The organism is Streptohalobacillus salinus (assembly GCF_003201605.1).
Classification (GTDB): Bacteria; Bacillota; Bacilli; order Bacillales; family Amphibacillaceae; genus Streptohalobacillus; species Streptohalobacillus salinus.
In genome coordinates this window covers 103,286-118,347 of the sequence record NZ_QJJR01000004.1, presented here as the reverse complement: position 1 = coordinate 118,347, position 15,062 = coordinate 103,286, and the positions used below count along the sequence as shown (strand labels likewise).

At 39.4% G+C, this 15,062-nt stretch carries 14 protein-coding genes; 5 read left to right on the top strand and 9 right to left on the bottom strand.

Features of this window, described 5'->3' with window-relative positions; translation table 11 throughout:
* Positions 1 to 79 precede the first annotated feature (79 nt).
* Positions 80 to 868 carry an SDR family NAD(P)-dependent oxidoreductase gene (locus DES38_RS04965; RefSeq protein ID WP_110250993.1) on the bottom strand — a complete coding sequence of 263 codons (789 nt, stop codon included), beginning with the start codon at positions 866 to 868 and terminating at the stop codon, positions 80 to 82.
* 86 nt (positions 869 to 954) lie between these two features.
* Here DES38_RS04965 and DES38_RS04960 point away from each other — a divergent pair, with 86 nt between their 5' ends.
* From DES38_RS04960 to DES38_RS04945, 4 genes are all read left to right on the top strand, one after another.
* Complete coding sequence (locus DES38_RS04960; RefSeq protein WP_110250992.1) at positions 955 to 1,686, top strand: glycerophosphodiester phosphodiesterase; 732 nt, start codon at positions 955 to 957, stop codon at positions 1,684 to 1,686.
* Positions 1,687 to 1,710: 24 nt separating this feature from the next.
* Complete coding sequence (gene namA / locus DES38_RS04955) at positions 1,711 to 2,721, top strand: NADPH dehydrogenase NamA (RefSeq protein ID WP_110251157.1); 1,011 nt, start codon at positions 1,711 to 1,713, stop codon at positions 2,719 to 2,721.
* Positions 2,722 to 3,645, top strand: coding sequence for a ribonuclease Z (rnz, locus tag DES38_RS04950; protein ID WP_110250991.1), 924 nt, complete (start codon positions 2,722 to 2,724; stop codon positions 3,643 to 3,645).
* 155 nt (positions 3,646 to 3,800) lie between these two features.
* A complete protein-coding gene (locus DES38_RS04945; RefSeq protein WP_110250990.1) occupies positions 3,801 to 4,187 on the top strand; it encodes a DUF5412 domain-containing protein in 387 nt (128 codons plus the stop codon).
* Positions 4,188 to 4,362: 175 nt separating this feature from the next.
* On the opposite strand, the gene DES38_RS04940 is transcribed toward DES38_RS04945, so the two are convergent.
* The gene (locus DES38_RS04940) at positions 4,363 to 5,613 is read right to left on the bottom strand and encodes a DNA polymerase IV (RefSeq protein ID WP_110250989.1); all 1,251 of its coding nucleotides are present in this window, start codon (positions 5,611 to 5,613) and stop codon (positions 4,363 to 4,365) included.
* Between the two features lie 88 nt (positions 5,614 to 5,701).
* Complete coding sequence (locus tag DES38_RS04935) at positions 5,702 to 6,823, bottom strand: M20/M25/M40 family metallo-hydrolase (RefSeq protein WP_110250988.1); 1,122 nt, start codon at positions 6,821 to 6,823, stop codon at positions 5,702 to 5,704.
* 155 nt (positions 6,824 to 6,978) lie between these two features.
* Here DES38_RS04935 and prli42 point away from each other — a divergent pair, with 155 nt between their 5' ends.
* Complete coding sequence (gene prli42, locus DES38_RS04930; protein ID WP_110250987.1) at positions 6,979 to 7,116, top strand: stressosome-associated protein Prli42; 138 nt, start codon at positions 6,979 to 6,981, stop codon at positions 7,114 to 7,116.
* A gap of 54 nt (positions 7,117 to 7,170) precedes the next feature.
* On the opposite strand, the gene DES38_RS04925 is transcribed toward prli42, so the two are convergent.
* From DES38_RS04925 to lpdA, 6 genes are all read right to left on the bottom strand, one after another.
* Positions 7,171 to 8,124: an aromatic acid exporter family protein gene (locus DES38_RS04925; protein ID WP_110250986.1), complete on the bottom strand. Its 954-nt coding sequence runs from the start codon at positions 8,122 to 8,124 to the stop codon at positions 7,171 to 7,173.
* A gap of 90 nt (positions 8,125 to 8,214) precedes the next feature.
* Complete coding sequence (locus DES38_RS04920) at positions 8,215 to 10,203, bottom strand: methyl-accepting chemotaxis protein (protein ID WP_110250985.1); 1,989 nt, start codon at positions 10,201 to 10,203, stop codon at positions 8,215 to 8,217.
* A gap of 133 nt (positions 10,204 to 10,336) precedes the next feature.
* The gene (locus DES38_RS04915; protein ID WP_110250984.1) at positions 10,337 to 11,587 is read right to left on the bottom strand and encodes a dihydrolipoamide acetyltransferase family protein; all 1,251 of its coding nucleotides are present in this window, start codon (positions 11,585 to 11,587) and stop codon (positions 10,337 to 10,339) included.
* Between the two features lie 19 nt (positions 11,588 to 11,606).
* Positions 11,607 to 12,590 carry an alpha-ketoacid dehydrogenase subunit beta gene (locus tag DES38_RS04910; RefSeq protein WP_110250983.1) on the bottom strand — a complete coding sequence of 328 codons (984 nt, stop codon included), beginning with the start codon at positions 12,588 to 12,590 and terminating at the stop codon, positions 11,607 to 11,609.
* A gap of 13 nt (positions 12,591 to 12,603) precedes the next feature.
* Positions 12,604 to 13,587 carry a thiamine pyrophosphate-dependent dehydrogenase E1 component subunit alpha gene (locus DES38_RS04905; protein ID WP_110250982.1) on the bottom strand — a complete coding sequence of 328 codons (984 nt, stop codon included), beginning with the start codon at positions 13,585 to 13,587 and terminating at the stop codon, positions 12,604 to 12,606.
* 13 nt (positions 13,588 to 13,600) lie between these two features.
* Positions 13,601 to 15,019, bottom strand: coding sequence for a dihydrolipoyl dehydrogenase (lpdA, locus tag DES38_RS04900; RefSeq protein WP_110250981.1), 1,419 nt, complete (start codon positions 15,017 to 15,019; stop codon positions 13,601 to 13,603).
* Positions 15,020 to 15,062: the final 43 nt, after the last annotated feature.

Here is a 15,062-nt window from a genome sequence, read left to right as displayed (position 1 = left end):
TAAGGACAGTCGTACTTGAATTCGCAACCTGATAAGGTCGTGTTTATTTTTTTATTCACTCACTAAACAACAACGGGCTTCACTTTTTATCAAACTGTCTCGCCATGATTGTTTCAAAGAGACTCGGAGCTAAGTGGTATAGACTAGTTCCAATGCTCATCCAGCCCGGTAAGTTTATCTCACGCTTTTTTGTAAAGAGATGCTGAATAATTTTTTGACTGACACGATCTGGGTCAAGCATGATCGCGGCAACTTGGTCTTGATAACTTCCTGATTGATCTGCTTCCGTAAAAAAGGCAGTTTTCACTGGCCCTAAATTAACCGTCATCACTTGGACGGGTAACTTTTTCAGTTCAAGTCGCAAAGCATTACTATACCCAATGACTGCAGACTTCGTACTTGCATAAGTACTTGCTTTTGGTGTAGCAATCTTACCAGCAAAAGAAGCAATGTTAACAATTTGCGCTGAGGTACGTGTCCTTAGGTGCGGAAGTAATACGCGATTAAGTTCGATAATCGCCAACACATTTAACCGGAACATTTTTTCCGTAATCTCAGCAGATGTATCTGCCGCATACGCGAACAATCCAAACCCTGCATTGTTTATAATGCCATCAATTTGCTTCGTTTTAATTAATACTTGCTCAATAAGAGTGGGAATCCCTTCTGTATTTGTTAGGTCGTAGGGGAAATACCAGCAATTGATGCGATGCTTGCTCATTAACCGATCAGTAATATCTGCTAACTTTTCTTTATTCCGACTAATAAGGACGAGGTTTGCCCCTTGTTCAGCTAACTGCTCGCTTAAACTTAGCCCAATGCCACTTGTTGCACCTGTTACAATTATTGTTTTATTTTCTAAATCCATAAATTTCGTCTCCCTTGTTACTGTTACTTTATCTTATATTATGCTACTCTTTTTAAGAGACTGCAAATAATAACGAGGTGATTTGATTGAGCTTAATAATAGCCCATCGTGGATTCAGTAATGCCTTCCCAGAAAATACTGCAGCGAGTTTTGATGCAGCGCTTAAGGCGGGTGCTGACGGTATTGAACTTGATGTCCATTTATCGAAAGATAACATACCCGTTGTGATTCATGACAAATCTGTCGATCGTGTCACGCGTCATTCAGGTTACATTAGAAATTACACCCTTAAAGAACTTGAGGCGATGGATAATGGATCGTGGTTTAACACAGCGTTTAGTACCATGCGAATCCAATCCTTAGCGGATGTGGTAACAGAGATCAATGACGCAACACTTACCTTGAATATCGAGCTTAAGCCTTCTCGAAATAATCGTGCCCATTTAGCAGAAAAAGTGTATGACGTTGTTCAACAATCGCAAACTGCAACACAGATTATCTATTCAAGCTTTGACTTACATTATCTCAAGCAATTAAAAGCGATTGATGCCAACGTGATGACTGCTTTACTAACAAAGGAACGACTCCATAAGCGGCTCTTAAAGAAGCACAGCCCCTATATAGATGGGGTTCATTTGTTAGAAAAAGCTTACCAATCTTCGTTTTACACCTTATTACAATCACTCGATGTGTACCTTGCCGTTTACACAGTTAATGATGAACAGCAACTGATGCATCTATTGAGAAGTGGTTGTGATATGGTAATTACAGATGTACCAAATAAAGCGATTGCGATCCAGCACGCTTTAATGAAATAATCATTAGGAGGAATCAACATGGTCATGTTATTTGAAAGTAGTACGATTAAAAATATTACCATTAAGAATCGTGTGATGATGGCACCAATGTGCATGTTTTCAGTAGAGAAAGAAGACGGTATTGTGACACCTTTTCATCTCACACATTATGAATCACGTGCACTCGGTCAAGTCGGTTTAATAATGGTCGAGGCAACAAGCGTCACTGCAGATGGTCGCATAAGCCCGTTAGATCTTGGTATTTGGAGTGATGAACAAATCGAAGGCTTACATACACTAACATCACGTATACATGCGCATGGTTCAACTGCGGCCATTCAACTCGGACATGCTGGGCGCAAAGCTAAAACGAATCAACCTGCCTATGCCCCAAGTGCCGTTGCCTTTAGCGAAGATGAAGCGATCCCAACTGAAATGAACGAAGAAAAAGTAACTGAAACAATTGATGCTTTTAAAGCAGCAGCACTTCGAGCGAAAGAAAGTGGGTTTGATATTATTGAAATTCATGGCGCTCATGGTTACTTAATCAATCAATTCCTCTCTCCTCTTGCTAATACTCGTACTGATCGCTACGGGGGAACGCGGGAAGGACGCTATCAGTTTTTACGCGAAACCATAACAGCGATTCAGTCTGTTTTCGAGGGACCACTATTCGTCCGCATTTCTGCAGAAGAATATCATAAGGATGGTAACACAATGGATGACTTTATTTACTTCGCTAAGGAAATGAAAAAACAAGGCGTTGATTTAATTGATGTAAGTACAGGTGGACTTGTCCAAGCACCCATTGATGTTTTTCCTGGGTATCAAGTACCGCACGCTGAGACCATTAAAAAAGCAGCACAGATTAAAACAAGTGCTGTTGGTTTAATCACCAGTGGTCGACAAGCAGAAGAAATCTTAAAAAATCAACGAGCTGATTTCATTTGCGTTGGCCGTGCTCTGCTCAATGATCCTTATTGGCCGAAACGTGCCGCTGAAGAACTTGGCTACGTCATTGAAGCACCAAAACCATATGCGAGAGGTTGGGCTTAGATGGAGGTAACCTTTCTCGGGACCGGTGCTGGCATGCCTTCAAAATTACGCAACGTATCAAGTATCGCACTTGATTTGCGTGCGATCAATCGAAGCATTTGGTTATTTGATTGCGGTGAGGGAACACAACATCAAATATTAAAAACGACGATTAAACCCGGCCGAATCGAAAAGATTTTTATTACTCATCTTCACGGTGACCATATTTATGGTTTGCTCGGTTTACTGAGCAGTCGTTCATTTCAGGATGGTCACTCACCTGTCGAAATTTATGGACCTGCTGGGCTTCAGACCTTCATTGAGACAAGTTTTAAAATTAGTCACACACATTTGCAGTACCCGCTTGATTTCTTTACCGTTAATGATAACGATGTCTACATCTTTGATGGTCTGAAAGTACGTGTTAAGAAACTCACCCACGGCATTGATTCATTTGGTTACCAAGTGATTGAGAACGATCAGCTCGGTGAGCTGCAAGTCGATAAGTTAAAAAGTCGAGGCATTTCTCCAGGACCAATGTATCAAACCATTAAATCTCAGCATGTCACTACTTTGGAAAACGGCGAAACCGTTAAGCGTGAAGATGTTATCGGTCCTGACAAGCCTGGACGCATTGTAACTATATTAGGAGATACAAAACAGCCCACGCAATTTGTTGACTTCGTAAAGAATAGTGATTTACTCATTGCAGAGGCAACTTTCGCCTCAGATTTGCCAAGCTTAGCCGAACAATTCTTTCACAGCACCATCACTGAAACGACACAACTGGCTCGGTTAGCTAACGTCAAACAATTGTGTTTAACCCACATCTCACAGCGGTACACAGCAAAAGATCAGCTCGACTTGGAACAAGAAGCAAAAGCACAGTTTACTAACACCCAGATAGCAATAGATCTACTGACCCTAAACGTTGTCAAACCTTAAAAATAGAAGGTTGAAAGGTCGAGCTAAATCTGGTGACATTTCTGAGTTGATAATTGTAATTGAGATAAATTTTAAAAGGAAGATAACCCCTTGACACTTAGGCAACATGACTGAGTCAATGTCTACTCGCTACTTAGCACTGGAGGGCAAATACCGTGAACGCACACAAACCAAAACGTCGAAAAAAGGTACTGAAAAATATCCTGATTACTAACATAATACTTCTCAGCCTTCTTGGATATGGAATATATCGTGCGTTTTTTGATATGAGTAGCTTACCAACAGGCGAATTCCTTACAGAAGAAACATCACCAGATGGTAACTATACATTAAAAGCCTATCTTGCGAACGGCGGTGCCACAACTGCATATGCAATACGTGGAGAATTAGTATTCAACACCAGTAAAGGTCAAACGAAAAATATCTATTGGAATTACCGTGAGTCAACTGCTGAAATTGAATGGAAAGACAATTATACAGTTATGATCAATGGGCATACCTTAAATGTACCAAGTGAAAAGTATGATTTCAGAAACCGCTAAGTTGTTATCTTCCCATCCAAGACCTGGGATCGACAAGAAAAATGATGCGCTTTTTAATTCGTATCAAAAAAGAAAAGTAGGCTAAGTCGTATTCAATCCTACGACTTAGCCTATTTCCATGATGACCCCCATTTATTCATAGCTAGCGCTGTGGATCGAAATCAGAAACAACACATTATTTAGATGTGCGATAATCATCTAAGAAATCTTTTTGAAAACTTGTGCGTGGTTGTTGTTCCGTTGTTGACTGCAATTTTTTAAACGTCGTTTTCCCATAACGCTCCGTTAATTGATCAATGGTACGTTGCAGTCCCTCATCTTTCAACATTTCTTGATAATGAAACAAATCGAGTTGTTCAACGATTTCTGATTTATCGACTAGCCCTTGCACAGTTACACCTAAGAGTCTAATCGGTTCATTATTCCAATGTGTTTCAAATAAATCAACGGCCACCTGGTAAATCGCTTGTTCTTGATGTAAAAATTTCGCCAGCGTGATACTTCGGGTGATTGTTTTTCGATCATAATAACGAATCATAAGTTGTACTGTTTGACCAACCACTTCTTTTCTAATTAATCGCTCTGAAACTTTTTTCGACAACTTACGCAGTAAACCTAAAATCGTTGCTTCTTCTACCGTATCCTCTGGTAACGTTTCTGAATTACCAATGCTTTTAAATTCAAAGACAGCATCTGGATCAACAGGTCGTTTGTCTTCTCCCTTTGCCTTTTGTTGAAGTCGGACGCCGTTGACACCAAATACGCGCTTTAATAGATAAGGATCAGCATCAACAAGGTCTTGAATCGTATAGATATTTTGATCATTAAATTTAGCTTTTGTCTTTTCGCCTACACCATGCATTTCTCCGATATCTAACGGCCATAATACATCTTTAAGTTCTCGCTTTCGAATAATTGTAATCCCCATTGGTTTCTTCATATCTGAACCCATTTTAGCTAAAAACTTATTGGGTGCAATACCGATACTACAAGGTAAATCGAGCTCAGCTTTAAGCCGCTGCTGTAACTGGGAAGCAATCTCAATTGGTGAACCAAGATGACTGCAATCCGTCACATCAATGTAGCCTTCATCTATTGAAACAGGTTGAACAAGATCAGTAATTTCAGCCATTATTTTAAACAGTTCACGCGACATTTTTCGGTACCGTTCAAAATTCGGTGGCAGTACAATCAGTTCTGGGCATAGACGTCGAGCTTGCCAGAGCGGCATGGTTGTTTTGACACCTTTGGCTCGGGCTTCGTAACTACTAGTAACAATAATTCCTCGTCGCTCTTCTGGGTTACCAGCAATTGCGATCGCTTTGGTTTTTAATGACGGATCATATGCCATTTCAACAGACGCATAAAAACTATTCATATCAACATGAAAAATAACACGACCATTTTTCGGATACCATTTTGACATTTCGACTTCCCCCAAAGAACATTTGTTCTTTAATTATAGCACGAGAGCTTAGCAATTTAAACTGCTAAGCTCTCGTGTTTGTTTGTGTTTAACGCTCGCTTTTCACTTCTTCAATAACGGCCAATACCATTTCAGTGACTTTAACGAGCTCATCAATCGGCATGGTTTCACTTTTAGTATGGATATCTCGGTAACCAACAGCTAAATTAACGGTTGGAATACCAAATCCAGCAATAATATTTGCATCACTTCCGCCACCACTTGTTTTTAAAACAGGCGTACGATTAATTGCTTTCGCTGCACGTTTAGCTATCTCAACAACTAGGTCGCCATCAACCTGTTTAAAACCAGGATACATCACATCCGTTTCAACTTCCACACTACCTCCCATTTCTGATGCAACGGATTCAAAAGCTTCAATCATTTTATCAATTTGTCCTTGAACTTTTGCTGGTTCAAGTGAGCGCGCTTCTGCTAGAATTTCAACTTCATCACAAACAATATTTGTCTTTTGGCCTCCTTGGAAGCGACCAATATTGGCAGTTGTTTCTTTATCAATTCTGCCCAAAGGCATTTTCGCAATCGCTTTTGCGGCCATTGTAATCGCTGAAATTCCTTTTTCAGGAGCAATTCCCGCATGTGCAGTCTTCCCACGGACTGTTGCTAATAGTTTCATTTGAGTTGGTGCTGCTACAATAATGTTTCCTACTGGACCATCACTATCTAAGGCATAACCAAACTTTGCTTTAATCATGGAACGTTCCAAAGCTTTCGCACCAACTAGACCAGACTCTTCACCTACCGTTATGACAAACTGAATCGGACCATGGTCAATGTTCTCATCTTTAAGCACTTGAATGGTCTCAATAATAGCTGCTATCCCCGTTTTATCGTCTGCGCCCAGGATGGTTGTTCCATCAGAGGTGATTTCTTCTTCAGTAACAATTGGTTTTACGCCTTTTCCGGGAACAACGGTGTCCATATGCGCCGTGAAATAAATCATCGGATACTTTGGATTTCCGGGCAAGGTACAAATTAAATTATTCGCACCAAAGCCTGTTTTTTCTTTAGCATTATCTTCCTCTACCTCAAGCCCTAAGTACTCGAATTTCTTTTTTAATAATTGCTGAATGTTCGCTTCATCCCCAGTTTCTGAGTCGATTTGTATCCAATTCAAAAAATCTTTAACTAATCTGGCTTTGTTTATCATTTGTATGCTCCTCTTCTTATTCTTTTCTACGTTACTACGTTAGCTTACTTAAGGTGATTTTGTCAATTTGATATATTTTCGTATCAATTACTTGTAAGTTTAAGCAATTCAAGCTAAAATACAAATAGAATGTCCTGTCAAAGGAGGTAATAATCATGACTAAAACAACTCACAATAAACAAGTACCGCGTAAGCCTTCAAAACGTGAACGTCGCAATAAAATCATTGTCTACATTATGATTGTCGCAATGGTTGGCTCATTAGTGACTTCAGGTCTATATTTCTTAATTTAAAAAATCAAACATGAAGCCCCTTAACCATCTGGTTAAGGGGTTTCTATTATTTGCTTATTCATTCGCTGTTTTAATTGTTTGATTTTTAACGGTTAAATAATGATTGATTTCCGTTAATAACTGAAACAAGTCCGCCCGCACTTCGAATTCTTCGCGTGTTTGTGGTAAATCTTGACGTTCAAAACGTTTTAGCAAGTCATCCACTTGTTCGAGATGATATTGGACTGGATTTGTCGGATAGATCGCATCAGCCATATCATCAAACAAGTCCGCAATTTGCTGCGCTTGTTTAACAGTTACAAGTTTGGGTTTAATTAATTTCGCCATACGTTCAAGTGCTAATAGCTGAATCTCACGCATTGCAAAATAATTTTTTAGCCAACTTTCTTGACGGTTAAAATTATTCTCTTGGTCACGTTGAACCAAGTCACTCGCTTGATTAAAGAGCTGACGCGTTTGTGCTAATAATTCTAGTGATAGCGTCGCTCGGTCTCCTCTTAAAAAACCAGCGATTTCTCGAAATAATTGTTGATAATTTGCTTCTACTTGATTTTTAACTTCTTGAAACGAATTATCCAGATTTGGCATGTATAAGTTAAGAATAAGTGCCAAGCCAATTCCGATGAACATTAAGGCTATCTCATTAATAACAAGCGGAATATCAACTGTTTCTGCTGCATAAAAATGAAATAAAATTACTAAGCTCGTAACAATACCTGGAGCTATTTTCAACCAGTTTGTTACTGGAATAAATAAAATCAGTAAGATACCGACAGTTAGTGGATTATAGCCAAGGCCTTCAAAGATGACGAAGGCAAATACAATCGATAGCAACCCTGCTGCAATCCGGTGCCAAGCAGTTAAGAACGATTGCTTCCGCGTTGGTTGTATACAAAGCACCGCGATAATTCCAGCTGAACCTACACCTTCTAATTGCAACAGCTCGGCAATTAAAATTGCGAGTGGTGCAGCAATTGCTGTTTTTAATGTTCTGTATCCAATTTTCACATAAACGCCCCCTAAAAAAACGACATGATTAATATTTTCTCTCACTATTATACACAATAATAGTGAGAGATGGGTGGATGACGATTATGTTTATAGCTCAAATGATTTCATGGATTGATCGAGTTCAAACGCCTGTATTTTTAATTGATCTGCATCTTCATTTAACTGTTGAGCCGACGTTTTTTGTTGTTCAATAATGGCTGTAGTTTCTTCGATACTCGCCAAACTTTCTTCGGAAATTGCAGAAATGTCTTGAATGCCACTATGAATGGATTCCGTTTGCCCTTGAATGCCATCGACTTTTTGGTCAACGACAGCAACTGATTGATTAATTTGCTTGATTTGTTCGTTGATTTTAGTGAAATAGCCCTGCATTGTTTTTAATTCTGCCATTCCTTTTTCTGCTTCTAATTCAGTCTCAGTTAAAGATGCTTTTACCAGTGTGGACTCTGCCGTCATTTCTTTAACAACGGTTTGAATTTCTACTGCCGAGTCACTTACTTGTTCAGCTAATTTTCTAATTTCATCCGCAACAACACTAAAGCCTTTACCTGCTTCACCTGCACGTGCAGCTTCAATGGCCGCATTAAGTGCTAACAAATTTGTTTGGGCCGAGATATCGTTGATTAATGTCGTTAATTGCTCGACTGCTTGCGTTTTTAGATTTAATGCGTCCATTCGCGTATTTGATTCAACCACGTCTGTATTAATCGCACCCATTTGAGAAACGGAACGTGTCATTTGATTGATACCATCTGTCGTAATTTTTTTAACATCATCTGCATGTGTTGTTAAATGGTTCGTTTCTTCTTTAATGACCGTAACTGCTTGTTCTAAATCGCGTGTTTTCTCAGTCATTTCTGTTGTGTAATAAGCTTCCGATTCTGCACCTTTGGCAAGCTCATGAATCGTTCTAGCCACTTGCTCTAAGCCCGTTGATAGCTCTTCACTTCGCTTTTTAAGTGCAGATGACTGATTATCAATCGTTGTTGAAACTGCTTTCGACTGAGTAACCATCTGATTCAGTTCTTTGACCATCACAATAAGCGCATCGCTTAATTGTTTAATTTCGCTTTTGGCTTTTAATTGTATCGATTGAGTTAAATCACCTTTCGAAACATTTGATGCAACATTAGATAAGTACTTAACCTGACGTGCAATCGACTGGGCAATTAAGTATGTAATAATAATTACAAGCACTAAGGTTATACCTGCAACACTTAATAAAATCATCTGTAATGTTTCAATCGATTGTAAAATGGCTGCTTTTGATTCACTGACTAAGAGAATCCAATCATTTCCTTGGTAGTCGCCATAGCCCTGACTTGTGCTATAGCCGATTAAGCTATCTACCCCGTTGCTTGCTTCCAAATCAAAGACACCATTGGCTTGTGCATCTAATGTCTCAATTGATTGATACAGTGGTGAATCGTAGTCAAGCGTTGCAACACTATCTTCCTCAGTAACTGAAGCAGTTGATACTGTATCTGCTAATTTCTCCCCTTCACGATTAATTAATTCGACCGTTGATGTTTCAGAAACGATAGCATTAACTTCTTGCCAAATATGACTGATGGACATCGTTCCAACAAGAAATTGATCTGCGCCTATTTCCTGATAGAAATTAAGTACATAATCATTTAATCGCTGATCATAAACAATATCAGATAACATACTTTCTGATGGGTCGACAGAGGCGGATTCTGATATCGCATCCGCATCGACATATTCAAATCGATCAAAATATGTATAACTATTCACCAAAAAAGATACATCACTTGTTGAGGGGTTGTTTGAACTTAAGTTATGACTTTGAACGAGTGTTTCGATATCATTCATACGTTCAAATATAAAACGATCAATCGTCTCCATATGTAAGTGCGCCGATTCTTCAACTTTCAAACTAACCTCTTCTTCTAATGCATTTGAAGCAAACACAAAAATAAAAACACCGACAATCATTAGCGGTAGTAAACTAATTAATCCAAATGATATTAATAGCCGTTGTCTAATACCCATCCCTTGAATTTTTTCGTGCTTTTTCTCTGTTTTTTTTCTTTTCTCAATCTTCTTACGCATGCGTACACCCCTTTTCTTATGTGAAACAATTAACAATTATACTATACAAACCTTAAAATTAGAATAGTTTCCAAGAATTGTTCACAAATTAAAAACACTTCATCTGATTCTCATCAAATGAAGTGTTTCAATTCTAATAGATTGGTGTCGTATCGCCTGAAATATTTTCTAAGATTTCTTTAACATGTGACATGAATTTACCACAAATCACACCATCTAAGATTCGATGGTCAAGTGACAAACATAAATTCACCATATCTCTGGCAGCAAACATGTCATTTATAATAACCGGACGCTTAACAATTGACTCCACCTGTAAAATTGCAGCTTGCGGGTAATTAATAACGCCCATTGACTGCACCGAACCAAATGTTCCAGTATTATTCATTGTAAATGTCCCATCTTCCATATCTGCTTTACTTAGTTGACCATGGCGTGCCTTATGGGCAAGCACATGCACCTCTTTAGCAATTCCTTTAATACTCTTTTCATCTACATTCTTAATCACTGGGACATACAGTTCAGTATCATTGCCTACAGCAATCGATAAATTAATATCTTTATGCTGAACAATCTTATCCCCTTGCCAAGAACTATTAAGTTGTGGGAACTTTTTCAATGCTTTTGCGACAGCATTTAAGAAAAATGCAAAGTAGGAAAGGTTATAGCCCTCACTTGCTTTAAAAGCCTCTTTTTCAGCATTTCGGTAATTCACAAGATTGGTGACATCAACTTCAATCATCATCCATGCGTGTGGAATTTCTGTTGTTGAGCGCACCATGTTTTCAGCAATCGCTTTTCTTATTCCAGTTACCGGGATTTCGTGATCAGCTGTAAAGGATGGCTTTGGTTTTTCTTTTTTCGTCCACTTTGACTTTGCAATATCTGGTTCTGATTCAGTAGGAACTGACTCTACCTTCACAGGATGTTCTGTTTGACTTAAGTAAGCTTGAATATCTTTTTTGGTAATACGTCTACCTGATCCTGTTCCCTTCACTTTGTCTAATGGCACTTGATGCTCTTGTGCTAAGCGCATGACAACAGGAGATAACCGTGGTGAGGCATTAGAATCAACCTCTTCTGTTTGTGTTTCACTAGCGACAGTGGCATCGTTATTGTTATCGTCACGACCAGTTGGTGCTTCACCTTCAACAACTATCGTACAGATTTCAGTGCCTACCGCTACCGTTTCGCCTTCTTCTACTAAGAGTGTCTCCACCTGGCCACTAAAACTTGAAGGGACTTCTGCATTCACTTTATCGGTCATAACTTCAAGTAAAGGTTGATATAATTCAACGACATCGCCTTTTTTTATTAACCATTGACTAATGGTGCCCTCTGTTACGCTTTCACCAAGTTGTGGCATCGTTATTGTCTTTATCATTCATGTCACATCCCTTCAATTAAAACTGAGCAAGCTTCAACATTGCGCTTTTTATTTTTTCTTGGTCAACCATAAAAGCTTTTTCTAATGGTGGTGCATATGGCATAGCTGGCACGTTCGGTGCTGCAAGGCGTGTAATCGGCGCATCTAAATCAAATAGACATTCTTCACCAACTATCGCAGCCACTTCACTAATGATTGAACCTTCTTTATTATCTTCTGTAATTAAAAGTACTTTTCCTGTTTTTTTACTCGCTTCAATGATTGTCTCTTTATCGAGTGGGTAAACACATCTTAGATCAATCAATTCTGTTGAGACACCCGTCTCCTTTAATTCCTCAGCTGCTTGTTTAGCAAATTCAACACATAAGCCATACGTAATCACCGTGATATCTTCACCTTCCAAGACACGATTCGCTTTCCCTATTTCAATCACATCTTGATCATCAGCAACCTCTTCTTTTAATAAACGATAGGCTCGTTTATGTTCGAAAAATAAGACCGGATCCGGGTCTCGGATAGCTGCTTTCAACAACCCTAATGCATCGCTCGGTGTTGAGGGCATAACAATTTTTAAACCTGGCTGTGAAGCAAAGATTGCTTCAATCGATTGTGAGTGATATAAAGCACCATGTACCCCACCACCATATGGTGCACGAATCGTAATCGGACATGTCCAATCGTTATTTGAACGATAACGTAATTTAGCTGCTTCAGAAACAATCTGATTAACAGCCGGCAAAATGAAGTCTGCAAATTGAATTTCGGCTACTGGAATCATCCCGTACATCGCTGCTCCAATACCAACACCAGCAATTGCTGATTCTGCCAACGGTGTATCCATCACACGCTCATCTCCAAATTGTTCGTGAAGACCTTCAGTTGCTTTAAATACACCGCCGCGTTTACCGACATCCTCACCTAATATAAAGACACGCTCATCACGTTCCATCTCTTCCCGCATTGCTCGATTTATCGCTTCTATATATGAAATCACTGCCACTATGTTTACCTCCCTACTGATACACCGCATCAAAGAGTGTTTCAGCACTCGCATACGGCTCCTCTTCTGCTTCAATTGTTGCCTGATTGATTTCTTCTTTTATTGCTTGTTCCATGTCACTTTCAACAGACTCCGTCAAAATATTTTGTTCAACTAAATATTCTCTAAACGTTATGAAACCATCGCGAGCTTTTGCAGCATCAACTTCTTCTTTTGTCCGATAGGTCATATCATTATCATCACTTGAATGAGGTGTTAAACGATAAGTTAGTGCTTCAATTAAACTTGGACCTTCACCTTCAATTGCACGCGTGCGTGCGTCTTTAACGGCCTTATAAACGGCAAATGGATCATTACCATCAATTGTCTCACCATGCATACCATAACCAATTGCACGATCCGATATTTGTTTACAAGCCACTTGCTTATCCAAACCTACAGAAATAGCATATTGATTATTTTCAACAAACACTATCGCAGGTAATTTATGAACACTTGCGAAGTTTAGCCCTTCATGAAAATCCCCCTGATTACTTGAGCCCTCACCTAATGACACAAAAGAAACAGCCTTTTCCTTGTTCATCTTTAATGCAAGTCCTATTCCCACTGCATGCGGAATTTGTGTCGTAACGGGTGAGGATCCTGATAACATTTTTAGGCGTTTGCAGCCAAAGTGCCCGGGCATTTGGCGACCACCTGAGTTAGGATCACTTGCTTTTGCATATGCTTGTAACATCAATTCTTTAATGGTCATTCCCATCGCAAGGACAACACCAACATCTCTGTAGTAAGGTGCGGTATAATCAGATCCTTTCTCTAAAGCAAAGCTTGCCGCTACTTGAGCAACTTCTTGTCCTTGACAAGAAACCACAAAGGGAATTTTTCCAGCACGATTTAAAATCCACATCCGTTCATCAACACGTCTTGCCGCTAATACCAAACGGTACATCGCTAATACTTCATCATCTGTTAACCCCACTGCTTTATGTTTTGTCATTTCACTTACCTCCTTAACCATGAATAATCTTGCCTTTTAACCCTAACGCCGCTTCTTCGATCGCTTCTGTTAACGATGGATGCGGGTGAATCGTCGCACCAATCTCTTCAATTGAGGCATTGACTAACATCGCAAGACCAGCCTCTGCAATCATTTCAGTTACCTTTGCCCCAATCATATGGACACCTAATAAATCATCGGTATCTTCATTCATGACGATTTTTATGAAACCGTCTTCTTTTCCTTCAATTTTTGCTTTACCATTCGCTCTAAACGGTACCGAGAAAACCTTCACTTTGGCAAAAGCATCTTTCGCTTCTTTTTCAGTTAGACCAACCGTTGCGATTTCTGGTTCAGAATACACACAACTACTGACATTTGCTAAACTTTCTGCAAAAGGATGTTCACCGGCAATTGTTTCAACGCAGTACTTTCCTTCATGCGCAGCGACATGAGCAAGCTGCAATCCGCCAATACAATCTCCAACAGCATAGATATGCTTCTCTTTTGTACGAAAGTTCTCATCAACTTGAATAAACCCTTGTTGATCCTGTTCGATTGCTGTATTTTCTAAGCCAATTCCGATTGTATTCGGTTGGCGTCCAATCGAAACAAGGACCACCTCAGCTTGCAATGACTTGGTTTCTTCATCGGTTATAAGTGTTGTCTTAAATTGTTGCTCAGTCACTTCAAATGCTTCCATCGCTGCACCTGTATATATTCTACACCCGCGTTTTACTAGTGCTTGCTTAAGTGTTTGTTGAATCGAATGGTCAAAGTTAGGTAACAACTGATTTGCTTGTTCAACCAGTGTCACGTTAACGCCATAATCCAGTAACATCGATGCCCATTCACAACCGATTACACCACCGCCAATGATAACAATCTCCTTAGGTAGTGCTTCCATTGTCAATAAATCATCAGACGATAACACAACCTTCCCATCAAAAGGGAGGTTTGGAAGTGCCTTTGGTTTCGCCCCAGTTGCTAGTAAGACTGATTCTCCGATCAACATTTGATTCTCGCTGTTTTTAATTTCAACCGATACTGTGCCCGGTTGTGGTGAAAAGATTGATGGACCTAGCAAGCGCCCATAACCTTGGTAAATATCGACCTGATGTTTTTTCATCAGTTGCTGTACACCTTCGTAAAGCGCAGTAACGGTTTCTTCTTTATTAGATTGAACTTTTGAAAAATCAAAAGAAATGTTATCAGCGTAAACGCCATAATTTGAACTATTTTTTAAAGTTTGATAGATTTCAGCACTTTTAAGTAATGCTTTAGTGGGAATACATCCTTTGTGTAAGCAAGTACCACCTAATTTTTCAGCTTCCACGAGGGCAACAGTCATCCCCAATTGACGGGCACGAATGGCTGATACATATCCACCCATACCACCACCCAATATGACTAGGTCATAATTTTTAGACATAAAAAAATCTCCTTTTAAATAGGACTTTTCATTTTCAATTCAT

Excerpts from the sequence above, each read along its gene's own strand:
- rnz (WP_110250991.1), top strand. The coding sequence starts at position 2,722 with ATGGAGGTAACCTTTCTCGGGACCGGTGCTGGCATGCCTTCAAAATTA.
- lpdA (WP_110250981.1), bottom strand. The coding sequence starts at position 15,019 with ATGTCTAAAAATTATGACCTAGTCATATTGGGTGGTGGTATGGGTGGA.
- DES38_RS04935 (WP_110250988.1), bottom strand. The coding sequence starts at position 6,823 with ATGATAAACAAAGCCAGATTAGTTAAAGATTTTTTGAATTGGATACAA.
- DES38_RS04940 (WP_110250989.1), bottom strand. The coding sequence starts at position 5,613 with ATGTCAAAATGGTATCCGAAAAATGGTCGTGTTATTTTTCATGTTGAT.
- DES38_RS04915 (WP_110250984.1), bottom strand. The coding sequence starts at position 11,587 with ATGATAAAGACAATAACGATGCCACAACTTGGTGAAAGCGTAACAGAG.
- DES38_RS04920 (WP_110250985.1), bottom strand. The coding sequence starts at position 10,203 with ATGCGTAAGAAGATTGAGAAAAGAAAAAAAACAGAGAAAAAGCACGAA.
- DES38_RS04905 (WP_110250982.1), bottom strand. The coding sequence starts at position 13,587 with ATGACAAAACATAAAGCAGTGGGGTTAACAGATGATGAAGTATTAGCG.
- prli42 (WP_110250987.1), top strand. The coding sequence starts at position 6,979 with ATGACTAAAACAACTCACAATAAACAAGTACCGCGTAAGCCTTCAAAA.
- DES38_RS04965 (WP_110250993.1), bottom strand. The coding sequence starts at position 868 with ATGGATTTAGAAAATAAAACAATAATTGTAACAGGTGCAACAAGTGGC.
- namA (WP_110251157.1), top strand. The coding sequence starts at position 1,711 with ATGTTATTTGAAAGTAGTACGATTAAAAATATTACCATTAAGAATCGT.